The organism is Anoxybacillus amylolyticus (assembly GCF_001634285.1).
In the GTDB taxonomy this organism is placed as follows: domain Bacteria; phylum Bacillota; class Bacilli; order Bacillales; family Anoxybacillaceae; genus Anoxybacteroides; species Anoxybacteroides amylolyticum.
In genome coordinates, this window is record NZ_CP015438.1 from 315570 (window position 1) to 341127 (window position 25558).

A 25558-nucleotide genomic window follows, 5' to 3' on the forward strand; every position below is an offset into this window, starting at 1 on the left:
AAGATGGGTAATGGCTGTCGATAGGAGTAGATATTTGTCGAAAAAGTGGGACAGCGGAAAAATGGAGGAGATGTTTTACGATGAAAGAAATTATTTTATCACTATTGACCGGTATGGTCGTTGGCTTTTTATTTACGTTATTCCGCTTGCCGATTCCGGCACCGCCAGCGCTTGCAGGCATTTCCGGCATCGTCGGCGTCTATTTAGGCATGAAAGCATTTGAATGGATTAGCACGTTATGGAAGTAAAACGTTGAGGAGAGTCGAAAGTATTTTGGACTGTCTAAAAGTTAAAAAAATAAAGTGGATGAAGAATAACAGATTATTTGTATCCATCTGATTTTCCTCTTGGAGATGAGTGAAATCTATTTAAAAAAATCATCATTTGAAAATTTGGAAACAGAGCAGCATTACATGAGACATGAACTTCCTTACTAAAGAGCGGATTCATGTCTTTTTTGTATTTTGGTTGTAAGTTTATACTGGTTATTTTATTAAATTAAAGTAAAATATAACAAAAAACAATTGACATACTTTTTTATTTTTTTTAATATTCAAATTATAAGGTTCATCACCACAAAGTGCGCTTGACAGGTGATAGGTTTTACTGAACAAGGGTATGCATAAATCATTAATTTATTTAATATCTTCTTTCGAGTGTAAGCAAGGTATGTTGTAAAAAATCGGGCGCAAATTTTGGGAAAGGATCAATTGTAATTTAGAGGGGGAATGAGATGAGTTTTTTAAGATTTATTAGGAATTTTATTCCTATACTTACTTTTGGGTTCTGTGTAATCTTGCTGTCATCTAACCACGCTTCAGCTGCTTCTAATGAAAAAATTTACTGGAACAAGAGTGAAAAAGAAAGATTTTATGAATTTGGATTTACAGACGATGAATTGGCTAACATGACTTACGATGAATATAAGAAATTTAAAGATCTAAGCGGTAAGCTAGAGAATAAAGTAACTAAGTATTATAAAGTAACAAAATTAGGGATGATAGAGTACGACGAAGAAACGGCTGTTGCTGAAATAAGAAAAGAAGGTAAATTCAAGACAGAAAATATAAATGTAGCGGCAACTGCAGATAGTGGATGGATTAAATTAACCTTAACATCTACTAAAATATATGATTCTTACGGTCGATATACAGGGGAGGTACAATTAAAAAACTCTTTCCAGTGGTTAACTAGCCCAACATGGAAACTGGTTGACACTTTAGCTATTTCTCACTCCACACATGTACTTCAAATACCTGGGACGGCTTTTGCTAAGTATTTGTGGGATGACGGAGTAGGCACTCACTCTGATAATTTATACTATCCAGATGCTCAAAATTCGTCTGGAATCGCATTTAAAATAGATATACGAGGCATTGGTACTAATGCTCCGCCAACCAATCATCGAGGGTATATGTATTTTAATGTAAAAAAATCAACTCCCAATAATAATGAAGCCAATGCTTACGGTCATTATAGCCACGTTTATTTTGGGGTAAGTTCATATTCGATCAATATTTATACAGGTAATATAAGTATAAGTGGAGCGCAACAAGTGAAAGAAGCAAAGGATGTTAGCATTCTATTCTCTCTATGACTTAATTAAAGAAAGGGATGAGATATGGGTTTCCCCTTCCTATTTCTAATTATCTTTTTTTCTGGATTGGCGGGATTCTTTTTAACGGGTTATTTAGGTGTAGTATATATCGGAATTTGTACAACCATTAACACAGTCTTATTAATTTTGTTAGTACGTAAGGTTTACGGAAAATCGAACAATGGTAACGATATTTGATTAATGAATGAGTTTTTTTAGCACAGGAGCCCCCACTTCAACGAGTGGAAGGAGTAGAAGGGGGAGGAATTCGCTTTTTTAAGGGGTGTATTTTACTGATTTTTAACATACTTAAATAAGAATCGGCTCTTCACCGAAAGTCGAGTTTAATTTTTTAATAAAAATTTGATTTTGTTCTACTTGCACCTAGAAATACAAATAAAAAACTTATCTATACCGAGTCTTCAATCGGTGAAGTCCATTACTTATCAAGTACACTTTGTGGCGATGAACCAAAAAAGGGGTTGACTCAAAAGTGTTCATATGAGCGCTTGTTTTTAGTTGCTTTTTTGAGGTAAAGAAAAAAACCATCCCTTTTATCGATTTGTTCCAATCGATAAAAAGGATGGTTTTCTAACTAGAGCCATATTGTTTGTAAAAAAGGTTATTTTTTATAACCATCGCTCAAGAAGCGCAGAGATGGACTCCTTTCCCCGCTCCCATACTGACCGCTTTTTCCACCAATCGAGCGTCAATCGTTCTGAACGGGACAGTTCATATCGGATGACGTGCTTCATTTGTTGCGTAAACGCTCGGTCGTAAATAAAGCAGTTCATTTCCCCATTCAGAAAAAAGCTCCGTTTGTCAAAATTCGCTGTGCCGATATCGCATACATCGTCGTCAATAATAATCGTTTTGGCATGATAAAACCCTTGGTAAAACCGATAAATGTGCGCACCGTGTTTCAACAATCGATAGAAGTACGGGAGGGCTGCTTCTTTTACCAACGGATGATCTGCTTTTAGCGGCACAAGAATGGTCACCGCTACGCCGTGCTTCAGTGCATCGATTAGTGCTTTCATCACTTTTTTGCTTGGAATAAAATACGGTGAACCGATAATAATTTCTCGCTTCGCTTGGCGGATAAGGTGAGCAAAATCTTCTTCTAGTCCATTCCCGTTTGTCGCGATGAACCGATGAACGATCGTTCCACGCGGCAATTCTGGAAAATACCGCGTTTCCTGCTGCAACACTTCTGCCGTTGCAGCTTTCCAATCTGTCAAAAATTGCGTCTGTAAATCCATGACTCCTTCTCCGTTTATTTTCAAATGGTAATCCCGCCAATCGCCAAAATCGGTATCTTGTCCAATATATTCTTTCCCGATATTAAAACCACCGATATAGCCGATTTTTCCATCAATGACTGTAATTTTTCGATGGTTGCGACGGTTGAGCTGATAAAAAAAATACGGGAATGACGGTTTTTGGCTAAACGCAAAGCGCACCCCACTTTCCTTTAAGGAGCGAATCGTTTTCCGTGATAGCCTAAAACCGCCAACCCAATCGACAAGCAACCGTACCTCGACCCCTTCTTTTGCCTTTTGTTGTAAAAAGAAAAAAAACTGTTGACTAATGTCGTCCGTTTTGACAATATAGAACAAAACGTGAATATGGTGCGTTGCCTTTTTTATTTCCAGGAAATAATCGGCGAATAAATGTTGTCCGTTCGTAAACAACGTTATGTTGCTTTGCCGCAGCGGATATTCTTTTTTTGGAGCATGTCGCTTTCGGCGGCGACCGAGCCACTCATCGAGAACGATAAGCAGCAATATGGCAACAACCCATATCACGATACATCCCTCCTGTGTGATAAGTCATTATGTCATTAATGTACCCGTTATGAAAAAAATTAACATGCTCTCCAGCAAAAACGTTGTTGACTGAATGCTCATTCATAATTAAAATAAAATCAAGGGGCATAATTCTGAAAATTCCTTTTGTTGTTAATATTTTTTCTTTAGTGCCATAAAGGGGGAAAGGGGAGTTACATGGTGAATTCGTTACTGATTCTTAATTTTCTTGCATTTTTGTTTGTAACCGCTTACGCAGTTCATTTGTTTGTGTATTTGGTGAAAACGCGCATCGCCTATATTAAGCTAGGCAAAAAAGTCGAGTTTGACCAAAAAGTAAAAGAGCGCCTCGAAAACATTTGGGTGAATGTGTTTGGGCAGAAAAAGTTGTTAAAAGACAAAAAAAGCGGCTTGATTCACGTCATCTTTTTTTACGGGTTTATTCTCGTCCAGTTTGGAGCGATTGATTTTATTATTAAAGGACTCGTTCCGGGCGGCCATCTTCCACTAGGACCGCTTTATCCAGGCTTTACGTTTTTCCAAGAAATTGTGACATTACTTATTTTGATCGCTGTCTTTTGGGCGTTTTACCGCCGCTACATCGAAAAGCTTGTCCGTTTAAAACGTGATTTTAAAGCAGGGCTTGTGTTAATTTTTATCGGTGGGTTAATGCTTTCCGTACTATTCGGAAACGGTATGAGCATGATTTGGCATGGGGAAGGCGCAACATGGAGCGAGCCAGTTGCTTCCCTTGTCGCCGGAGCGTTTTCTTGGGTCGGAAAAACAGGGGCGGCTGTTCTCTTTTACGTCGCTTGGTGGGTACACTTATTAATTTTGCTTACTTTCTTAGTGTACGTTCCGCAATCGAAGCACGCGCATTTAATCGCAGGACCGGTGAACGTCTTTTTTAGCCGATTGTCGCGTCCGAAACTAGAAAAAATTAATTTTGAAGACGAAACGCAAGAGTCGTTTGGCGTCGGGAGAATTGAAGACTTTAAGCAAACACAGCTCATTGATTTATATGCCTGTGTCGAATGCGGTCGCTGTACAAGCATGTGTCCTGCGACAGGAACAGGAAAAATGTTGTCCCCAATGGACTTGATTTTAAAAATGCGTGACCACTTAACCGAAAAAGGAGCAGCGGTCACCTCAAAAGCGCCTTGGGTGCCGGTATTTGCGTTTAAAAACACCAAAGGCAACCAACTTGCGTTTGCAGGATATGGAGAACAAGCGGCTACGGTGGAAATGCCAAGCTTAATTGGCGATGTCATCACAGAAGAAGAAATTTGGGCCTGTACGACATGCCGCAACTGCGAAGACCAATGTCCAGTCATGAACGAACATGTCGATAAAATTATCGACCTTCGCCGCTACCTCGTCTTGACAGAAGGAAAAATGAACGCGGATGCACAGCGGGCGATGACGAATATCGAGCGCCAAGGCAATCCGTGGGGACTCAACCGAAAAGAAAAAGAAAACTGGCGCGAATTGCGTGAAGACGTGCATATTCCAACCGTGAAAGAAATGCAAAAGGCAGGCGAAGAATTCGAATATCTATTTTGGGTTGGCTCGATGGGGTCGTTTGACAACCGTAGCCAAAAAATCGCGTTAGCCTTCGCTCGTTTATTAAACGAAGCAGGCGTCAAATTTGCGATTTTAGGCAATAAAGAGAAAAACTCTGGCGATACGCCGCGCCGGTTAGGGAACGAATTTTTATTCCAAGAACTAGCGACAAATAATATCGCCGAATTTGAAAAAGCCGGCGTGAAAAAAATCGTCACGATTGACCCGCATGCGTACAACACGTTTAAAAACGAATACCCAGATTTCGGCTTCGAAGCAGAAGTGTACCATCATACCGAATTGTTAGCGAAGCTTGTGGAAGAAGGGCGACTAGTGCCGAAATACGAAGTAAACGAAACGATTACTTTCCACGATTCTTGTTATCTTGGCCGCTACAACGAAGTGTACGAGCAGCCGCGCAACATTTTACGAGCGATTCCTGGTGTGAAACTTGTGGAGATGGAACGCAACCGCGAAAAAGGAATGTGCTGCGGTGCGGGTGGCGGCTTAATGTGGATGGAAGAAACGACAGGCACGCGAATTAACGTCGCACGCACGGAGCAGGCGTTAGCGGTCAACCCAACCGTCATCAGCTCCGGCTGTCCGTACTGCTTAACGATGTTAAGCGATGGAACGAAAGCGAAAGAGGTGGAGGACAAAGTCGCGACGTATGACATTGCGGAATTGTTAGAAAAAGCCGTGTTTGGGGACAAAAAAGAAGTTGCTTCATAAAAAAAATTGCATAAATAATTCGTATTTTTTAAAATAGTGAGTATAATAGAAGGAGAAGGTGTGCAAAAGCACCTTTCTCCTAACGATAAATACTGAGCGAACGTTCAGTCGGTGATTTGTAATCGCTTTCTTTCGCTCGAGCGGTAGCTTTGTTGGCAACGTTGGAGCGTCTATATATTTTTTAGGGGGAGAGAATGATGGGGAAAACGGTCATTTTAAGCGGAGTACGCACACCATTTGGGAAATTTGGTGGAGGTTTAAGTACGTTTACTGCTGCTCAGTTAGGAGGGATTGCAGTAAAAGAAGCGTTATCGCGTGCAAATGTAAGCGCTGAACAAGTAGACGAAGTGATTTTAGGCACGGTTCTGCAAGGGGGACAAGGGCAGCTTCCTTCCCGGCAAGCCGCTCGCTACGCCGGAATTCCATGGGAAGTGCGTACAGAAACGATCAACAAAGTATGTGCTTCTGGGATGCGTAGTGTCACATTAGCAGACCAAATTATTCGTGCAGGTGACGGGGAAGTAATCGTGGCTGGCGGAATGGAGTCGATGAGCAATGCGCCGTATGTGTTGCCGAAAGCACGCTGGGGATTGCGCATGGGCGATTCGACGGTCAAAGATTTAATGGTATATGACGGATTAACGTGCAGCTTTACTGGGGTGCATATGGGCATTTACGGCGGGGAAACCGCAAAAGAACTAGAAATTTCCCGCGAAGCGCAAGACGCGTGGGCATATCGGAGCCATCAGCGGGCGATCGCTGCGATCGAGGCAGGGGTGTTTGCCGAAGAAATTGTCCCAGTCGAAATTCCGCAACGAAAAGGCGAACCGCTCATTGTAACAGACGATGAATCGCCACGCAAAGACACATCGCTTGAGAAATTAGCGAAGCTCTCCCCAGTATTCGATCCGATAGGAACAATTACTGCGGGAAACGCTCCGGGTGTTAATGATGGGGCAGCTGCGCTTGTGCTAATGAGCGAAGAGCGGGCGCTACGCGAAGGAAGAACACCGCTCGCAACGATTGTCGCTCACGCATCGATTGCGGTCGAAGCAAAAGACTTCCCAAAAACACCAGGGATTGTCATTAACGAGCTATTACGGAAAACGGGAAAAACAGCGGCAGATATTGATTTGTTTGAAATTAACGAAGCGTTCGCCGCAGTCGCACTCGCGAGCATCCACATTGCAGGGCTTGATCCAGAGAAAGTGAACGTCAACGGCGGAGCAGTTGCGCTAGGACACCCAATCGGCGCAAGCGGTGCACGCATCATTATCACGCTCATTCACGAATTAAAACGCCGCGGCGGAGGGCTTGGCATCGCAGCGATTTGTAGCGGTGGTGGTCAAGGCGATGCCATCATGGTTCAAGTCGATTAACGAATACGATAGAGGAAAAATCAGTAGATGGGGGATTTGAGGATGGACGTTCAAAAAGTAATGGTAGTCGGTGCTGGTCAAATGGGATCTGGCATTGCCCAAGTATGTGCGATGGCAGGGTATGATGTGTTTTTGCATGATTTACAAGAAGCATATGTCGAGCGCGGGCTTGCGACAATTAGGAAAAACTTAACGCGCCAAGTCGAAAAAGGAAAAATGACGGAAGAAGAAAAAGCAAACATTTTACAGCGCATTACGCCATCGGTCGATTTGCACAATGCACGCGAAGTCGATTTAGTCATTGAAGCGGTTGTCGAAAACATGGAAGTAAAAACGAAACTGTTTGCGCAACTCGATGAGATTACCCCGCCGGATACGATTTTAGCAACAAATACGTCGTCCCTTCCAATTACGGAAATTGCAGCAGCGACGAAGAGGCCAGAAAAAGTCATCGGCATGCACTTTATGAACCCTGTGCCAGTGATGAAGCTCGTCGAAATTATTCGTGGGCTTGCGACCGCACCGGAAGTATATGAAACAATCGAAGCGATGACGCGCAAATTAAATAAAGTGCCGGTGGAAGTGAATGATTTTCCAGGCTTTATTTCGAACCGCATTTTAATGCCGATGATTAACGAAGCGATTTACGCCCTATACGAAGGGGTGGCAACGAAAGAAGCAATTGACGAAGTGATGAAACTTGGCATGAACCATCCGATGGGGCCGTTGACGCTTGCTGATTTTATCGGCCTTGATACGTGCTTATACATTATGGAAACGCTTCATGAAGGATTTGGGGACGATAAATATCGCCCGTGCCCGCTGTTGCGTAAATACGTGAAAGCAGGCTGGCTAGGCAGAAAAACTGGTAAAGGGTTCTATACGTACGAATAAACGGACAGCAAAGAAGGTGGCATACATGAATTTACGTTTCACAGAAGAGCAAGAAATGATGCGCAACATGGTACGTGAATTTGCGGCGAGCGAAATTACTCCATTTGTCGAGCGGATGGAAAAAGGGGAGTTTCCTCGCCCCATTTTAAAAAAAATGGCGGAACTAGGGTTAATGGGCATTACGATTCCAGAAGAATACGGCGGCGCCGGCATGGACTTTACATCATATATCATTGCCATTCATGAAATTTCAAAAGTCAGCGCAACCGTCGGCGTCATTTTATCGGTGCATACGTCCGTTGGCACCAATCCAATCCTCTATTTCGGGACAGAGGAACAAAAACGAAAATACGTGCCAAAGCTTGCGAGCGGGGAATATCTTGGCGCTTTTTGCCTTACCGAGCCAAGCGCTGGTTCTGACGCGAAAAGTCTAAAAACGAAAGCGGTTCGCCAAGGCGACTATTACATTTTAAACGGTTCAAAAGTGTTTATTACAAACGGCGGCGAAGCGGGTACGTACATCGTATTCGCCCGCACGAATCCAGATGAAATCGGAAGCCGTGGCATTTCTGCTTTTATCGTCGAAAAAGATACACCAGGTTTTATCATTGGTAAAGACGAAAAGAAAATGGGCTTACACGGTTCACGAACGGTACAAATTTCGTTTGAAGATGCGAAAGTACCAGTAGAAAATTTATTAGGCGAAGAAGGGCAAGGATTTAAAATTGCGATGGCAAACCTTGATGTCGGCCGTATCGGCATCGCCGCTCAGTCGCTTGGCATTGCCGAAGCTGCCCTCGAATACGCAACCGCCTACGCGAAAGAACGGGTTCAATTTGGCAAACCAATTGCCGAGCAGCAAGGGATTGCATTTAAATTAGCCGATATGGCGACAGCGGTTGAAGCTGCCAAATTATTAGTATATCGTGCTGCCTTTTTGCGGACAAACGGACGTTCCTGCAGCAAAGAAGCATCGATGGCGAAATTGTTCGCGTCAAGAGCAGCGATGGAAAATGCAATTGAAGCAGTGCAAATTTTTGGCGGCAACGGCTACACCGAAGACTATCCGGTGGAACGCTTATTCCGCGATGCGAAAATTTGCGAAATTTATGAAGGGACGAGCGAAATTCAGCGCTTAGTCATTAGCAAGCAACTATAACATGAGCGGGGGAGAGGACGATGAATTTCCAATTAACAGAAGAGCATGAAATGATACGAAAAATGGTGCGCGAATTTGCGAAAAACGAAGTAGCACCGACAGCAGCAGAGCGCGACGAAGAGGAACGGTTTGATCGCGAAATTTTTGAAAAAATGGCGGAGCTCGGATTAACGGGCATTCCGTGGCCGGAAGAATACGGCGGCATCGGCAGCGACTATTTGGCGTATGTTATCGCTGTAGAAGAATTATCGAAGGTGTGTGCTTCCACTGGGGTAACGTTATCGGCACACATTTCGCTTGCGAGTTGGCCGATTTATAAATTTGGCACAGAGGAACAAAAACAAACGTATTTACGGGCACTAGCGACTGGAGAAAAGCTTGGCGCATATGGCCTTTCGGAACCGGGCGCTGGTTCAGACGTTTCCTCGATGAAAACGAGAGCCGTATTGGACGGTGACCACTACGTCATTAACGGGTCGAAAGTATGGATTACAAACGGTGGCGAAGCGGACATTTACGTCGTCTTTGCTGTAACGAGCCCAGAGAAAAAGCATAAAGGTATTAGCGCTTTCATTATTGAAAAAGGCACGCCAGGCTTTTCGATCGGCAAAAAAGAGAAAAAACTAGGGATTCGTTCGTCGCCGACAACCGAACTTATTTTTGAAGATTGCCGTGTTCCGAAAGAAAACTTGCTCGGACAAGAAGGCGAAGGATTTAAAATTGCGATGATGACGCTAGACGGCGGTCGTAACGGTATCGCGGCGCAAGCGGTCGGCATCGCTCAAGGGGCGCTTGATGCAGCGGTCGAATATGCGAAAGGGCGCGTGCAATTCGGCAAACCGATCGCCGAACAGCAAGGAGTAGGCTTTAAATTAGCAGACATGGCAACGGCAGTGGAAGCGGCTCGGTTATTGACGTACCAAGCAGCATGGCTTGAATCGAACAACCTTCCGTATGGAAAAGCATCGGCGATGGCGAAGTTGTTTGCAGGAGACACGGCAATGAAAGTCACGGTCGATGCAGTACAAATTTTTGGCGGATACGGTTATACGAAAGATTATCCGGTCGAGCGATTTATGCGCGATGCGAAAATTACGCAAATTTACGAAGGAACGCAAGAAATTCAGCGGCTTGTCATTTCACGAATGTTAACGAAAGAGTAATGGAGCGATTGACGATGAACATGAAAAAACGGGAAGTGCCGGCTTCGGTCAAAGATGAACGGCTCGTCAAAAAGCGGCGTAATGAAATGATTAAAGGCGCCATCGCTCTCTTTAAACAAAAAGGGTTTCACCGGACGACAACGCGGGAAATTGCCAAAGCATCAGGGTTTAGCATCGGCACGTTGTACGAATATATTCGCCAAAAAGAAGATGTGCTTTATTTAGTGTGTGACCGCATTTACGATGAAGTATACGAACGGCTCGAAAAAGATATCGGTACACACCATGGCACGATTGAAAGCTTAAAGCTTGCCATCGCTCGCTACTTCAAAGTCATTGACGATTTGCAAGACGAAGTGCTCGTCATGTACCAAGAAGTAAAGTCATTAACGAAAGATTCGCTCCCGTATGTTTTAAATAAAGAGTTGCAAATGGTGAAGATTTTCGAAAACATTTTGCGGGAATGTGTGGAAAACGGAGCGTTCTCCTTAACGGAGCAGGAAATTCAGCTGTTTGCCCACGATATTTTCGTGCTCGGGCAAATGTGGGCGTTCCGCCGCTGGGCGCTTCATAAAATGTATACGTTAGAGGAATACATCGAACTGCAGACACAATTGTTGTTAAGGGGTATTTTGGAGAAACGGTCATAACGACAAAGGGGGAGAGAGAGGATGGCACACATTTATCGGCCGAAACATCACGTTCGCTTTGTGACAGCCTCCAGCTTATTCGATGGCCACGATGCCTCAATCAATATTATGCGCCGCATTTTGCAAGCAAGCGGTGCGGAAGTCATTCACCTAGGGCATAACCGCTCGGCAGAAGAGATCGTCAATGCCGCCATCCAAGAGGATGTGCAAGGCATCGCCGTCTCTTCTTACCAAGGGGGGCATGTCGAATTTTTTAAATATATGTATGACTTATTACAGGAACGAGGTGCTTCCCATATCCGTATTTATGGTGGTGGGGGCGGCGTCATTATTCCAAGGGAAATAAAAGAATTGCACGACTACGGCATCGCCCGTATTTTTTCTCCGGAAGACGGGCGCGTTCTCGGATTGCAAGGCATGATTAACGTCATGTTAGAAGAGTGTGATTTCCCGACGGTAAAGCAGCTGACGGACGAACTCGAACGTCTTCCAAACGGTGATGTGCAAGCGGTCGCTCGGCTTATTACCGTTTGTGAAAACTTGCTAGATGCAGACGATGAAGCAGCCGCGACGATCGAACGCATTCTTGGGAAAGTAAAAGAAATGGCAAAACGAGTGCCCGTCGTCGGCATTACCGGAACGGGCGGAGCGGGCAAAAGCTCATTAACCGACGAATTAGTGCGCCGCTTTTTAAACGAAATTCCGGAGAAAAAAGTGGCGATTTTATCGGTCGACCCGACGAAGCAAAAAACGGGCGGAGCGCTACTTGGCGACCGCATCCGCATGAATTCGATTAACTCGCCGCGCGTTTATATGCGCAGCTTAGCGACGCGCCATTCGCGCTCGGAGTTGTCGCTAGCGATTAAAGAAGCCATTCAAGTCGTCAAAGCGGCTGGATTTGACTTAATCATCGTGGAAACGAGCGGCATTGGCCAAGGCGATGCGGCGATTACCGAAGTGAGTGACATTTCGATGTATGTCATGACGAGCGAGTTTGGGGCGCCTACACAGCTAGAGAAGATCGACATGATCGACTATGCCGACCTCATCGTCATTAATAAATTTGAACGAAAAGGCTCAGAAGATGCCAAACGGCAAGTACAAAAACAATATCAACGCAGCCATCAACTATTTGATAAAGAGTTATCAGAAATGCCGGTGTACGGAACGATTGCAAGTCAATTTAACGACCCGGGCACGAATACGCTCTTTGTCGCCTTGATTGATTTAATGAACAAAAAAGCAGGTACGAATTGGACGACAACGCTCGAAACCGTCACCGATGTGCAAAAACAAAACGTCATTATCCCGAACGAACGCCGCCATTATTTGCGCGAAATTGCTGATACGGTGCGCAATTATCATAAGTATGTGGAAAAGCAAAGCGAGCTTGCTCGCCGCTTGTTCCAAATTGAAGGGGCGATTGCGGCAGCGAAAGAGCGTGGGCAAGAAGAAGTGATCGCGTCACTAGAGACGTTAAAAGCGCATTATGAAAACGAGTTGAGCGCCGAATCAAAACGAATTCTCGGATCGTGGGAAGACGTAAAGGCGAAATATCGTGCGAAACAACTTGTCACGAAAATTCGCGACAAAGAAATCGTCACCGAATTGACGACGAAAAGCCTTGCGGGGCTAGACATTCCGAAAGTTGCGTTGCCGAAATTTAAAGACTATGGGGAAATTTTGCGCTGGGTGTATAAAGAAAACGTGCCTGGTTACTTCCCATACACCGCTGGCGTCTTTCCATTCAAGCGACAAGGGGAAGACCCGAAACGGCAGTTTGCGGGAGAAGGAACACCAGAGCGGACGAATCGTCGCTTCCACTATTTATGCAAAGATGACCCGGCGAAGCGTTTAAGTACCGCGTTTGACTCGGTGACGCTATATGGGGAAGACCCGCAATATCGTCCAGATATTTTCGGAAAAGTCGGTGAAAGCGGTGTCAGCGTCTGTACACTTGACGATATGAAACGATTATATAAAGGTTTTGACTTATGCCATCCGTCTACGTCGGTGTCGATGACGATTAACGGACCAGCGCCAATTATTTTGGCCATGTTTATGAATACAGCAATCGAACAACAAGTCGAAAAACGCGAACAAGAGCTTGGTCGTCCGTTGACGGAAGCGGAATACGAAGAAGTAAAAGCGTGGACGTTGCAGACAGTGCGCGGCACTGTGCAAGCCGATATTTTAAAAGAAGACCAAGGGCAAAATACGTGCATTTTCTCGACCGAATTTGCTTTAAAAATGATGGGCGACATTCAAGAATATTTTATTCAGCATAAAGTGCGCAACTATTATTCTGTGTCGATTTCTGGCTATCATATTGCCGAAGCGGGCGCAAACCCGATTACGCAATTGGCGTTCACATTGGCAAACGGCTTTACGTATGTCGAATATTATTTAAGCCGGGGCATGCATATCGATGACTTTGCGCCCAACTTGTCATTCTTCTTTAGCAACGGTCTAGACCCAGAGTATTCTGTCATCGGTCGTGTTGCCCGCCGCATTTGGGCAGTCGTTATGCGGGAAAAATACGGGGCAAACGAGCGGAGCCAAAAATTAAAATATCACGTGCAAACGTCCGGTCGTTCACTCCATGCGCAAGAAATTGATTTTAACGACATTCGCACGACGTTGCAAGCGTTAATGGCATTGCATGACAACTGTAACTCCTTGCATACAAACGCCTACGACGAAGCGATTACGACACCAACCGAAGAGTCGGTCCGTCGGGCGATGGCGATTCAGCTAATCATCACAAAGGAGCACGGGTTAACGAAAAATGAAAATCCGCTACAAGGTTCGTTCATTATTGAAGAATTGACCGATCTAGTGGAAGAAGCGGTATTGCAAGAATTTGAGCGGCTCAACGACCGCGGCGGCGTGTTAGGCGCGATGGAAATGCAATATCAGCGCGGCAAAATTCAAGACGAATCGATGTATTACGAAATGAAAAAACATAGCGGCGAATTGCCGATCATTGGCGTCAATACGTATTTGAATCCGAATCCTCCATCGGAAGAAGAGTTGAACAACATTCAGCTTGCGCGCGCTTCTTACGAAGAAAAAGAATTGCAAATTACAAATTTACGAGCTTTCCAAGAACGTAATAAAGATAAAGTAGAGGAAGCGTTGAAGCGGTTGAAGCATGTCGCGGTGAGCGGCGGCAACATTTTCGCCGAATTGATGGAAACGGTCAAAGTAGCGAGCCTTGGGCAAATTACAAAAGCGCTATACGAAGTGGGCGGTCAATACCGTCGCAATATGTAAGGCTGGTCGATTGTCGATCAGCCCCTTTTTCACGAAAAAGCAACAATTTTTTATAAAACGCTTGTCGAAGACCTAGCATAAACAAAGGGAATTTGTTTATAATGAATGGTATGTATTTCATGCATTTATTTATTGGTAATATTACATAGAAAGGGAGTGCAGGATGTGAGTTTGCAGCAATACTCTCCAGAAGAATTGCAAGAAATGTCGCTCGTTGAACTCGCTTATTTAGTAATGAGCGATAAAAAAGAAGCGATGCCTTTTCCACAGCTCGTTCAAGAAATTGCTGCTTTGGCGAATTTGACGGAGGATCAAGTGCAAGCGCGCCTTGCGCAATTTTATACAGATTTAAATATTGATGGTCGCTTTATTTGTGTGAGCGAAGACCGTTGGGGGTTGCGTTCGTGGTATCCATACGACCAAACAGAAGATGAAAACGTCACAACGTTCAAGCCGAAGAAAAAGAAAAAATTGGATGATGAATACGAAGATTATGACGAAATCATCGATGAAGAATTGGATTATGACGACCTTGATGACTACGAAGACGTAGAAGACGTCTTAGACGATGAATTGCTCGACGAAGAGGAATTTGACCTCGATGAAGCTGAGGAATTTGAGGATGAACTGCTCGATGAAGAGTTTGAATTAGGGGACGAAGAATTAGAAGAGGAACTAGACGACGAGCTAATTGAACTAGAAGAAGAAACAGAGGAAGAAGAATAACAATCCCCTTGACTTTGTCAGTTTAGCTATGTAGAATCTTATTTGGGCTCTTTTAAAATAGAACCGATAAAAAATATCGCTCCCTTACACCGGTAAGCGGAGCGTTTTTTATTTGTATTTTGCACACACTTTAACTGTTCCATATTCAGCAGGGGGGAAGAACATGACGAAGTATATTTTTGTAACAGGTGGCGTCGTTTCGTCGTTAGGGAAAGGAATTACTGCAGCCTCATTAGGTCGGTTGTTAAAAAACCGTGGCTTAAACGTGACGATTCAAAAATTTGACCCATACATTAACGTCGACCCAGGAACGATGAGTCCGTACCAACATGGGGAAGTATTTGTCACAGACGACGGGGCGGAAACCGATTTAGACTTAGGCCACTACGAGCGCTTTATCGACATTAACTTAAACAAATATAGCAACGTGACGACTGGAAAAATTTATTCTACCGTCTTGAAAAAAGAGCGCCGTGGTGACTATTTAGGCGGCACCGTGCAAGTCATTCCGCACATTACAAATGAAATTAAAGAGCGCGTTTTTCGCGCAGGGCGGGAAACGAACGCGGACGTCGTGATTACCGAAATTGGCGGCACGGTCGGGGATATTGAGTCACTGCCATTTTTAGAAGCGATTCGCCAAATTAAAAGCGACATCGGCCGCGAAAACGTCATGTACATTCATTGTACGCTTGTTCCATACATTAAAGCAGCGGGGGAAATGAAAACGAAGCCAACGCAACATAGCGTCAAAGAATTGCGAAGTCTCGGGATTCAGCCAAACGTCATCGTCGTTCGTACCGAAATGCCGATGTCCCAAGACATGAAAGATAAGATCGCCCTTTTCTGCGATATTGACCCGAAAGCCGTCATCGAAGCGCGCGATGCGGACACGCTTTATGCGGTGCCATTAATGCTGCAAGAACAAAAATTGGACCAAATCGTTTGCGAGCATTTAAAACTGAATTGCCAAGAAGCAGATATGACCGAATGGAAAGCGCTCGTCGAAAAAGTGCGCAATCTTTCACGGAAAACAAAAATTGCGCTTGTCGGCAAATACGTTGAATTGCAAGATGCTTATATCTCCGTTGTCGAAGCACTTCGCCATGCAGGGTATGCGTTTGATGCGGAAGTGGAAATTCAATGGATTAACTCCGAACATGTGAACAATGACAACGTTGCGACCCTTTTACAAGAAGCGGACGGTATTCTCGTTCCAGGCGGATTTGGGGACCGCGGCATTGAAGGGAAAATTGCTGCGATTCGCTATGCGCGCGAACAGCGCATCCCGTTCCTTGGCATTTGCCTTGGCATGCAGCTAGCGTCTGTGGAGTTTGCCCGCCATGTCGTTGGGTTAGAAGGTGCCCACTCTTCAGAAATCGATCCAGACACGCCGTATCCAATTATTGACTTATTGCCGGAACAAAAAGATATTGAAGACTTAGGCGGCACGCTTCGCTTAGGGTTATATCCGTGCAAATTAGTCGAGGGCACGCGCGCGTATGAAGCGTACAATGATGAAGTCATTTATGAACGCCATCGCCATCGTTATGAGTTTAACAACCAATATCGCCAAGTCATGGAACAGCACGGTTTCGTCTTTTCTGGGACAAGCCCAGATGGCCGCTTAGTGGAAATTATTGAATTAAAAGACCATCCTTGGTTTGTCGCTGCGCAATTCCATCCAGAATTTACATCGCGCCCGACAAGACCACAGCCGCTGTTCCGTGACTTTATTAAAGCTTCGTTACAAAACTAAGACGATCCCACGCGGATCGTCTTTTTTATAAGGTAAGTAAGGATAAAATTTTTCGATTGGGTAGGATGTCTAGCTCCAAGCGCCATCGGTGTGATGCGCTCCGTCCCTTCTTTCGGCGGCGACGCATGGATTGGCTTCACGGAGGTTACCAACGCAGAACCAAGCCATGCTTGGTTTGAGCCCTCGGTGGGGCTTGTGCGCTCTTCGCCGATAGGGGGGCGTTTCCTTAATTGTACTCCTCCAAAATTTCATGCACCGTAAGCAATAAGCAATAATAGGCGAATAGCGCCGTAATCGTAGCAGGAAACCCAAAGCGCGTCCCGTCTTCACGCGGAAGGAGAGGCTTTGTGAGCTTGCTGTCGATATAAACATCGACGATATCGGCAAGCGAACGTTCTCCTTCTGTGGCCGCTGCAATAGCGACAATCGGCACTTTTCCGCCCAACTGCTCTGCTAAACGTATCGCTTGCTCATCGTTGGCAAATGGTGCGATAAGTAGTAGACGGTCGGTTTCATCGATGTCGTCGCAAATGGCGCCGTTTTCTAACAATCGTGCGACTTTCGGCAAGGCGTCTCTCCCTTTTATCGCGTCTATGACGACCCCTTCCATTTCTTCCACCCCGTGCACGAAAATACGCCCTTCTCCTACTACTGCTTGCGCAAGCAAGCGAGCGCCATCTTCGATTGCCATTTCTTCTTCTGTAACCTTTTTCAAATAACCGTGTAATTGTGTTAGAAAAATTTTGAGCATTTTTTCACCTTCCTTCCCATCATTAAAGTATACTTGTTTTAGAGGAGAACACAACTTTAGTTGTTCCCAACGATTGTTTTTGGGATGATTATTCCAAAACGGCAGGAAAATAACAACAAAAGGCGAAGTATACAAGCAGGAAACGAAAGAATAGAGGGTGAAAACATGGGAAATAAGCTTTTAATTGTCGATGACCAATACGGTATTCGCATTTTATTGAACGAAGTATTTCAGCGGGAGGGGTATACGACGTTTCAAGCAGCCAACGGCGTGCAAGCGCTAGAAATTGTGCAAAAGCATCAGCCGGACTTAGTGCTGCTTGATATGAAAATTCCCGGCATGGATGGCATTGAAATATTAAAGCGCATTAAAGAAATCAACCGGGACATTAAAGTGATTATTATGACGGCTTACGGCGAGCTTGATATGATTCAAGAAACAAGGGAACTAGGCGCAGTCATGCATTTTGCAAAACCGTTTGATATCGATGATATGCGTGATGCCGTGCGAAAATATATTTCGTTGTAATGCGCTTTCGACAAATTATTGTTAAATTCACGTCTTTCCTCAAGGTTGCTGTTTTCATTGTAAGTTGGTATGCTTATAACGTAAGAAGCGCGCCTTTCATACATAATTTTACATAAAATGGCAATGCTACGCATAGCCTCTTGTTAGCGAAAGGCGAAGTTTAACGATTAAGGAGGATCTCGATCATGCCTTTAGTATCAATGAAGGAAATGCTCGATAAAGCGTTAGCCGAAAAATATGCGGTCGGGCAATTTAACATCAACAACCTCGAATGGACGCAAGCGATTTTAGCAGCGGCAGAAGAAGAAAAATCCCCAGTCATTCTTGGCGTATCGGAAGGTGCAGCACGCTACATGGGCGGCTTCAAAACAGTCGTTAACATGGTCAAAGGCTTAATGGAAGATATGAACATTACGGTTCCAGTGGCCATCCATCTCGATCACGGTTCTAGCTTTGAAAAATGTAAAGCAGCGATTGATGCTGGTTTTACATCTGTAATGATTGATGCTTCTCATCATCCGTTTGAAGAAAACGTGCAAATGACGTCAAAAGTTGTCGAATATGCCCATGCGCGCGGCGTATCGGTCGAAGCAGAACTTGGCACAGTGGGTGGACAAGAAGACGATGTCGTAGCGGACGGTGTCATTTATGCAGATCCGAAAGAGTGCGAAGAATTAGTGAAGCGGACAGGCATCGACTGTTTAGCACCTGCGCTCGGTTCCGTTCACGGCCCGTATAAGGGGGAGCCGAAACTTGGATTTAAAGAAATGGAAATCATCCGCGATTTGACACGCATTCCGCTTGTATTGCACGGAGGTACAGGCATTCCGACAGAACAAATTCAACGTGCGATTTCGCTCGGTACATCGAAAATTAACGTAAACACGGAAAACCAAATCGCTTTCACAAAAGTGGTTCGCGAAATTTTAGCGACAGACGAAAAAGTGTATGATCCGCGCAAATTTATCGGTCCTGGCCGCGATGCAATTAAATCGACCGTCATTGGCAAAATGCGCGAATTCGGTTCTTCAGGAAAAGCGTTGTAATTATTGACCGCATCGTTCCGGCAAAGCCGGAGCGAGCGGTTTTGTTTCTATAAAGTGAATGGTAGCTTTTTTAGGTAAGGAAAGAAAGGAAAGAGGATACCTTTTTTAGAAAAAGGAGAATCTTCGCCAAAAGTGGTGCTTGATTTTTATAACACGCTCTACTGACGCTTGTGAGGAAGAATCAGCCAATCAATGATTTTTGCACATTCTTGTTCAAGAAAGCGTATCACTTGTCAAGTATATGTTGTGGTGATGAACCAAAAAGGAGGAGAAAACGTGAAATTTTTTATTGATACCGCCAATTTGGAAGAAATTAAAAAAGCGAATGAATTAGGAGTATTAGCGGGTGTGACGACAAACCCAAGCCTTGTAGCGAAAGAAAACGTGTCGTTTCACGATCGCCTTCGCGAAATTACGGAGATCGTATCCGGCTCTGTCAGTGCGGAAGTCATTTCTACTGATGCAGAAGGGATGATTAAAGAAGGAGAAGAACTAGCGAAAATCGCTCCAAACATTACGATTAAAGTGCCGATGACACCGGAAGGGTTAAAAGCGGTGAAAGTGTTCAGCGAAAAAGGAATTAAAACGAACGTAACGCTTATTTTCAATGCGAACCAAGCGCTGCTAGCAGCCCGCGCAGGCGCGACGTATGTTTCTCCGTTCCTCGGTCGGTTAGACGACATCGGACATAACGGATTGGAACTCATCTCAACAATTGCCAACATTTTTGACATTCACGGCATTGAAACAGAAATTATAGCTGCATCCATCCGCCATCCATTGCATGTCACAGAGGCGGCGTTACGCGGAGCGCATATTGCGACCGTTCCTTACAAAGTATTAATCCAATTATGCCACCATCCGTTAACAGACCAAGGAATCGAAAAATTTTTAGCGGATTGGAATAGCCAACAGCGATAAAAATCGACCATTTTTGTCTAAACTGTAACTGTTTCCTTATAAGTTGCGCAAACATCAGTCATCTTCGCTGGAAGGGAGACTATAATGGAAAAGTTAAAAATCATCGGCGGCGACCCATTAAACGGAACGGTGCGAATTAGCGGGGCGAAAAATAGCGCAGTCGCGCTCATCCCGGCAACAATTCTTGCCGAATCGCCCGTAACGATTGAAGGCTTGCCGGATATTTCAGATGTTCGTGTATTAGGTGAGTTAATCGAAGAAATTGGCGGCACGTTTCATTTTGATGGCAAGGAAGCAACGATTGACCCGACGAACATCGTGTCAATGCCTCTTCCAAACGGAAAAGTGAAAAAATTGCGCGCTTCTTATTATTTGATGGGGGCGATGATCGGACGGTTCCAAAAGGCAGTCATTGGGCTACCGGGCGGTTGCCACTTAGGGCCGCGCCCGATCGACCAACACATTAAAGGGTTTGAGGCGCTAGGGGTTAAGGTGACAAACGAACAAGGAGCGATTTATTTACGCGCCGATGAACTGCGCGGTGCACGCATTTACTTGGACGTGGTCAGCGTCGGGGCAACGATTAATATTATGTTGGCGGCCGTTCGCGCCAAAGGGCGCACGATTATCGAAAACGCAGCGAAAGAACCGGAAATTATTGATGTTGCGACATTGTTATCGAACATGGGCGCCAAAATTAAGGGGGCAGGGACGGATGTCATTCGCATTGACGGGGTGGACAAACTTTCCGGCTGCCGCCACTCGATTATTCCAGATCGAATTGAAGCGGGAACATTTATGATTGCCGCTGCGGCGATGGGAAAGGAAGTCATTGTCGACAATGTCATTCCGCAGCACGTAGAATCATTGACGGCGAAACTGCGCGAGATGGGCGTGCACGTCGAAGCGAGCGATGACCAACTACTTGTGAAAAGCGTCCCATCGATGAAGGCGGTCGACGTCAAGACGCTTGTCTATCCAGGGTTTCCGACCGATCTCCAGCAGCCGTTTACGGCGTTGTTGACGAAAGCAAGTGGGACAAGCGTTGTCACGGATACGATTTATAGTGCTCGGTTTAAGCATATCGATGAATTGCGCCGCATGAATGCCAATATTAAAGTCGAAGGTCGTTCCGCGATTGTGACTGGACCTGTCCAGTTGCAAGGCGCAAAAGTGAAAGCGAGCGATTTACGAGCAGGCGCATCGCTTGTTATTGCAGGACTGATGGCGGAAGGGGTAACGGAAATTACCGGCCTTGAGCATATCGACCGCGGGTATAGCAACCTTGTCGAAAAGTTAGCGGGCTTAGGGGCAACGATTTGGCGCGAAAAAATGACCGATCAAGAAATTGAACAAATGCAAAATTCATAAGCAACGAAGGGGAGAGGGAGAAGTTACGATGGAAAGAAGTTTATCAATGGAGCTTGTTCGCGTCACCGAAGCAGCCGCGCTAGCAGCGGCGCGTTGGATGGGACGCGGCAAAAAAGACGAGGCAGATGAAGCAGCGACGTCTGCGATGCGAGATGTGTTCGATACGATCCCGATGAAAGGGACGGTCGTCATCGGTGAAGGGGAAATGGACGAGGCACCGATGTTATATATTGGCGAAAAGCTTGGAAACGGCTACGGTCCGCGTGTCGATGTAGCTGTCGATCCGTTAGAAGGGACGAACATCGTCGCGTCAGGAGGCTGGAACGCTCTAGCGGTAGTGGCGGTAGCGGATCACGGGAATTTGCTTCATGCCCCCGATATGTACATGGACAAAATCGCAGTTGGACGGGAAGCGGTCGGCATGATCGACATTAACGCACCGATTATCGACAATTTGAAAGCGATTGCGAAAGCGAAAAATAAAGATGTCGAAGATGTGGTGGCGATTGTGTTAAACCGACCGCGCCATGAACGAATTATCGCCGAGTTGCGCGAAGCAGGGGCACGCATTAAACTCATTAACGATGGTGATGTCGCCGCAGCGATTAATACCGCATTTGACCATACAGGCGTCGACATTTTATTTGGTTCTGGTGGAGCGCCAGAGGGCGTGTTGGCAGCAGTGGCGCTTAAATGCTTAGGTGGAGAAATTCAAGGAAAGCTGCTTCCGCAAAACGATGCTGAACTTGAACGTTGCAAAAAAATGGGTCTTGACGTCAACAAAGTGTTGCGTATGGAAGATTTAGTGAAAGGTGACGATGCAATTTTTGCAGCTACAGGAGTGACCGATGGCGAATTGTTGCGCGGCGTTCAGTTTAAAGGCTCTTACGGGGAGACGCATTCGGTCGTGATGCGTGCTAAATCGGGAACGGTTCGTTTTATCGATGGGCGTCATAGCTTGAAGAAAAAACCGCATTTAGTCATTAAGCCATAAACCGACAAGCGAGGGCTGCTTCCTCCATCGCCCTCGCTTGTTTTTAGCTTTTTCGACTATTTAGTAGAATCCGAAAAAAAATATATTGATTAAAAAATAAGAAAAAGGGTAAAATAATCGTGCTGTGTGCGCACAAAATAAGCTCTGCGATTTGTTACTTCTTAAAAATGAGTAAACCTTCATGTTCTTCTTTATCCCATCATTTCATGCGATCCATTTGGTAGACATGGGACAGAAAAATAGTAAAAGTGTGGTGTTGAAATGGAATTAACGATTTCCGTATTAGAAAATATGAAACTAAAAGAGTTGTACGAGCTTGCTCGGCAATATAAAATTTCGTATTACAGCAAACTAACGAAAAAAGAGCTTATTTTCGCGATTTTAAAAGCACGGGCAGAACAAGATGGACTCATGTTTATGGAAGGCGTCCTCGAAATTATCCAATCGGAAGGGTTCGGTTTTTTACGTCCAATTAACTACTCGCCAAGCACGGAAGATATTTATATTTCCGCTTCCCAAATTCGCCGCTTTGATTTGCGCAACGGCGATAAAGTATCGGGAAAAGTGCGTCCTCCGAAAGAAAACGAGCGTTATTATGGCTTATTGCACGTGGAAGCAGTGAACGGAGAAGACCCGGAAATTGCGAAAGAACGTGTGCATTTCCCAGCGTTGACCCCGCTTTATCCGAGCCGGCAAATGAAGCTAGAAACGACACCGGATAAATTATCGACGCGCATTATTGATTTAATTGCCCCAGTTGGGTTTGGGCAGCGCGGCTTAATTGTCGCACCGCCAAAAGCGGGAAAGACGATGCTGTTAAAAGAAATTGCCAATAGCATTACGACGAACCATCCAGATGTAGAACTTATTGTGCTATTAATTGACGAACGTCCGGAGGAAGTGACGGATATTGAACGTTCCGTCAACGGTGATGTCGTCAGCTCTACGTTTGACGAAGTGCCGGAAAACCATATTAAAGTGGCGGAGCTTGTGTTAGAGCGGGCGATGCGCCTTGTGGAGCATAAGCGCGATGTCGTTATTTTAATGGACAGCATTACGCGCTTAGCGCGTGCATATAACTTAGTCATTCCACCGAGCGGCCGTACTCTTTCCGGAGGGATTGACCCAGCTGCGTTTCACCGTCCGAAACGGTTTTTCGGTGCTGCGCGCAATATTGAAGAAGGCGGCAGCTTAACGATTTTAGCGACCGCGCTTGTCGATACAGGCTCGCGTATGGACGATGTCATTTACGAGGAATTTAAAGGAACGGGCAACATGGAGTTGCACCTCGACCGTTCGCTCGCGGAACGGCGCATTTTCCCAGCCATCGATATTCGCCGCTCTGGTACACGTAAAGAAGAGTTGCTTATTCCCCGTGAACATTTGGAAAAATTATGGGCGATTCGCAAAACGATGTCTGATACCCCAGACTTTATCGACCGCTTTTTAAACAAACTGCGCCAAACAAAATCAAACGAAGAATTTTTTGCGATGTTGGATGAGGAATGGAAAAGTATGGGGAATAGAAAATAACTAGTTGCAAAACCCCCTTGCCCTTGTTATAATTTTGTCATGTGTGTTTAAACGATGAAGCTACTCACAACGATAGAAAAACTCTGTTTCGAAACGATTCAGGGCGGAAGGAGATGAAAGAGAATGAAAGCAGGAATTCATCCAGCGTACAAAAAAGTAATCGTAAAATGTGCTTGTGGAAACGAGTTCGAAAGCGGCTCTGTGAAAAACGAAGTGCGCGTAGAGATTTGCTCGGAGTGCCATCCATTCTACACAGGACGTCAAAAATTCGCTTCTGCGGCAGGACGTGTTGATAAATTCAACAAAAAATATGGCCTTAAGTAAGAAAAAACAGGCAAGCGAACATGTTCCCTTGCCTGTTTTTTCACTGTTTATGAATATAACGTCCATTGGGACGATGTGCTTTTCATGGAATGTTGGGAAGAAAGGGGACGCCCTCGATGTATGTGATGACACAATCAGGTTGGCTAGAAGTGATTTGCGGAAGCATGTTTTCCGGCAAATCGGAAGAACTCATTCGCCGTGTGCGCCGTGCTACGTTTGCAAAGCAAGAGGTGAAAGTATTTAAACCGGCAATCGATAACCGGTATAGCGAGGAAGCGGTCGTTTCCCATAACGGGACGTCTATTATTGCCATTCCGGTGCATTCGGCGAAAGAAATTTTTACGTACATATCGGAACAAACCGATGTTATTGCGATCGACGAAGTCCAATTCTTTGATGAACAAATTGTTGATGTCGTACAAACGTTAGCTGATCGCGGCTATCGCGTCATTGTGGCCGGACTCGACCAAGATTTTCGCGGGGAGCCGTTCGGACCGGTGCCAACGTTAATGGCGATTGCCGAATCGGTGACGAAATTGCAAGCGGTGTGCACGGTGTGCGGTTCGCCGGCAAGCCGCACGCAACGGTTAATTAACGGCCAGCCAGCTTCTTATCATGATCCGATTATTTTAGTTGGCGCAAGTGAATCGTATGAACCGCGTTGCCGCCATCACCACGAAGTGCCAGATAAACCAACCGAACACTACCTTCAGAAAAACGGACAAACGACTTGCTAATGGCACGTATCAAGTGAAAATGTTCAACTTTCAAAGCGCACTTATATAGCTGTTCAGTTTTTGTCATGCGCAAAAATAACTGTCATATTCTTCTCCCAATATTTTTTTGCCTCACGGGAAAACTAGCAACAAGGAGGCGATTAACATGAAGCGCTTATTGCTAGTTTTTCCTTTATTTCTTGCTGCATGTACATTAAACCCGACCGATTCGCAATACCATGCGCAAAACGAAGACCGTAACGGAAGAAAGCTAATGACAGCAAACGAAGCGCGTCCGAACGTCGACCGCATCTATAATCATTTCGACGATCCAGAGAAGACAAATCAAAACCCAAATTTCATTAGTTTAACGGACGGCAGCGCAAACGACCGCGCTATAGTGCAAAAAGCGGTGCAAGTTGTCGGGCAATATAAAAACTATCGTGCCCAATCAGTGTGGATGAACGGAAGCGACATGTGGGTGACCGTCGATGCCCCAGAGAATCGCTCGCACCACCAAAGACAAACCGACCGAACGAAGCTGTACGAACTGCTGGTGAAAGCCATCCCGACGTACAACATTCACGTCCGCCTCGATTAATCACGCCCTAAAAGGGGCGTTTTTTATTTTGCAACAAAATAGACAAAAAATTTCTTAATAGTTATAC

At 45.1% G+C, this 25558-nt stretch carries 22 protein-coding genes; 20 read left to right on the forward strand and 2 right to left on the reverse strand.

The features are described from left to right. The first annotated feature begins 80 nt into the window (after positions 1-80). Complete coding sequence (locus GFC30_RS01600; RefSeq protein ID WP_066322550.1) at positions 81-248, forward strand: XapX domain-containing protein; 168 nt, start codon at positions 81-83, stop codon at positions 246-248. Positions 249-733: 485 nt separating this feature from the next. Beyond that, positions 734-1597: a hypothetical protein gene (locus GFC30_RS01605; RefSeq protein WP_066322556.1), complete on the forward strand. Its 864-nt coding sequence runs from the start codon at positions 734-736 to the stop codon at positions 1595-1597. Between the two features lie 629 nt (positions 1598-2226). Here the strand turns inward: GFC30_RS01605 and cls are convergent. Continuing rightward, positions 2227-3408 (reverse strand): cardiolipin synthase, encoded by a 1182-nt coding sequence (gene cls / locus GFC30_RS01610; RefSeq protein ID WP_066322562.1) that lies wholly within the window; start codon positions 3406-3408, stop codon positions 2227-2229. 198 nt (positions 3409-3606) lie between these two features. Between cls and GFC30_RS01615 the strand changes: the two genes are divergently transcribed. From GFC30_RS01615 to GFC30_RS01655, 9 genes are all read left to right on the forward strand, one after another. Continuing rightward, positions 3607-5700, forward strand: coding sequence for a (Fe-S)-binding protein (locus tag GFC30_RS01615; protein WP_066327013.1), 2094 nt, complete (start codon positions 3607-3609; stop codon positions 5698-5700). A gap of 197 nt (positions 5701-5897) precedes the next feature. Then, positions 5898-7079, forward strand: a complete 1182-nt coding sequence (locus GFC30_RS01620; RefSeq protein WP_066322564.1) for an acetyl-CoA C-acetyltransferase — start codon at positions 5898-5900, stop codon at positions 7077-7079. Positions 7080-7121: 42 nt separating this feature from the next. Beyond that, positions 7122-7973 (forward strand): 3-hydroxybutyryl-CoA dehydrogenase, encoded by an 852-nt coding sequence (locus tag GFC30_RS01625; protein ID WP_066322566.1) that lies wholly within the window; start codon positions 7122-7124, stop codon positions 7971-7973. Positions 7974-7998: 25 nt separating this feature from the next. Beyond that, entirely contained in the window at positions 7999-9132 is a 1134-nt protein-coding gene (locus GFC30_RS01630; RefSeq protein WP_066322568.1) for an acyl-CoA dehydrogenase, read from the forward strand. Between the two features lie 20 nt (positions 9133-9152). Continuing rightward, entirely contained in the window at positions 9153-10295 is a 1143-nt protein-coding gene (locus GFC30_RS01635) for an acyl-CoA dehydrogenase (RefSeq protein ID WP_066322570.1), read from the forward strand. Positions 10296-10315: 20 nt separating this feature from the next. After that, a complete protein-coding gene (locus GFC30_RS01640) occupies positions 10316-10945 on the forward strand; it encodes a TetR/AcrR family transcriptional regulator (protein ID WP_066327015.1) in 630 nt (209 codons plus the stop codon). A gap of 21 nt (positions 10946-10966) precedes the next feature. Continuing rightward, positions 10967-14221: a fused isobutyryl-CoA mutase/GTPase IcmF gene (gene icmF, locus GFC30_RS01645; protein WP_066322571.1), complete on the forward strand. Its 3255-nt coding sequence runs from the start codon at positions 10967-10969 to the stop codon at positions 14219-14221. 165 nt (positions 14222-14386) lie between these two features. Then, a complete protein-coding gene (gene rpoE / locus GFC30_RS01650) occupies positions 14387-14947 on the forward strand; it encodes a DNA-directed RNA polymerase subunit delta (protein WP_084256144.1) in 561 nt (186 codons plus the stop codon). A gap of 163 nt (positions 14948-15110) precedes the next feature. Then, on the forward strand, positions 15111-16706 hold the full coding sequence (locus GFC30_RS01655) for a CTP synthase (protein WP_066322573.1): 1596 nt from the start codon (positions 15111-15113) through the stop codon (positions 16704-16706). 226 nt (positions 16707-16932) lie between these two features. Here the strand turns inward: GFC30_RS01655 and GFC30_RS01660 are convergent, their stop codons facing one another. Further along, positions 16933-17457, reverse strand: a complete 525-nt coding sequence (locus GFC30_RS01660) for a DUF2529 family protein (protein ID WP_066322575.1) — start codon at positions 17455-17457, stop codon at positions 16933-16935. A gap of 165 nt (positions 17458-17622) precedes the next feature. On the opposite strand from GFC30_RS01660, the gene GFC30_RS01665 reads away from it, so the two are divergent. From GFC30_RS01665 to GFC30_RS01705, 9 genes are all read left to right on the forward strand, one after another. Next, on the forward strand, positions 17623-17985 hold the full coding sequence (locus GFC30_RS01665; protein WP_066327017.1) for a response regulator: 363 nt from the start codon (positions 17623-17625) through the stop codon (positions 17983-17985). 185 nt (positions 17986-18170) lie between these two features. Beyond that, positions 18171-19031: a class II fructose-bisphosphate aldolase gene (locus GFC30_RS01670; RefSeq protein WP_066322577.1), complete on the forward strand. Its 861-nt coding sequence runs from the start codon at positions 18171-18173 to the stop codon at positions 19029-19031. 276 nt (positions 19032-19307) lie between these two features. Continuing rightward, positions 19308-19952, forward strand: coding sequence for a fructose-6-phosphate aldolase (gene fsa / locus GFC30_RS01675; protein ID WP_066327020.1), 645 nt, complete (start codon positions 19308-19310; stop codon positions 19950-19952). Positions 19953-20036: 84 nt separating this feature from the next. Beyond that, positions 20037-21323: a UDP-N-acetylglucosamine 1-carboxyvinyltransferase gene (locus GFC30_RS01680; protein ID WP_066322578.1), complete on the forward strand. Its 1287-nt coding sequence runs from the start codon at positions 20037-20039 to the stop codon at positions 21321-21323. A 28-nt stretch (positions 21324-21351) separates the two neighbouring features. Next, positions 21352-22317 (forward strand): class II fructose-bisphosphatase, encoded by a 966-nt coding sequence (gene glpX / locus GFC30_RS01685; RefSeq protein WP_066322580.1) that lies wholly within the window; start codon positions 21352-21354, stop codon positions 22315-22317. A gap of 261 nt (positions 22318-22578) precedes the next feature. After that, positions 22579-23850, forward strand: coding sequence for a transcription termination factor Rho (rho, locus tag GFC30_RS01690; protein WP_066322582.1), 1272 nt, complete (start codon positions 22579-22581; stop codon positions 23848-23850). 123 nt (positions 23851-23973) lie between these two features. Then, positions 23974-24174, forward strand: a complete 201-nt coding sequence (rpmE, locus tag GFC30_RS01695; protein ID WP_066322584.1) for a 50S ribosomal protein L31 — start codon at positions 23974-23976, stop codon at positions 24172-24174. 116 nt (positions 24175-24290) lie between these two features. Then, positions 24291-24911, forward strand: a complete 621-nt coding sequence (locus tag GFC30_RS01700) for a thymidine kinase (protein WP_066322586.1) — start codon at positions 24291-24293, stop codon at positions 24909-24911. A gap of 145 nt (positions 24912-25056) precedes the next feature. Beyond that, positions 25057-25491 carry a hypothetical protein gene (locus GFC30_RS01705; RefSeq protein WP_066322588.1) on the forward strand — a complete coding sequence of 145 codons (435 nt, stop codon included), beginning with the start codon at positions 25057-25059 and terminating at the stop codon, positions 25489-25491. Positions 25492-25558 lie beyond the last annotated feature (67 nt).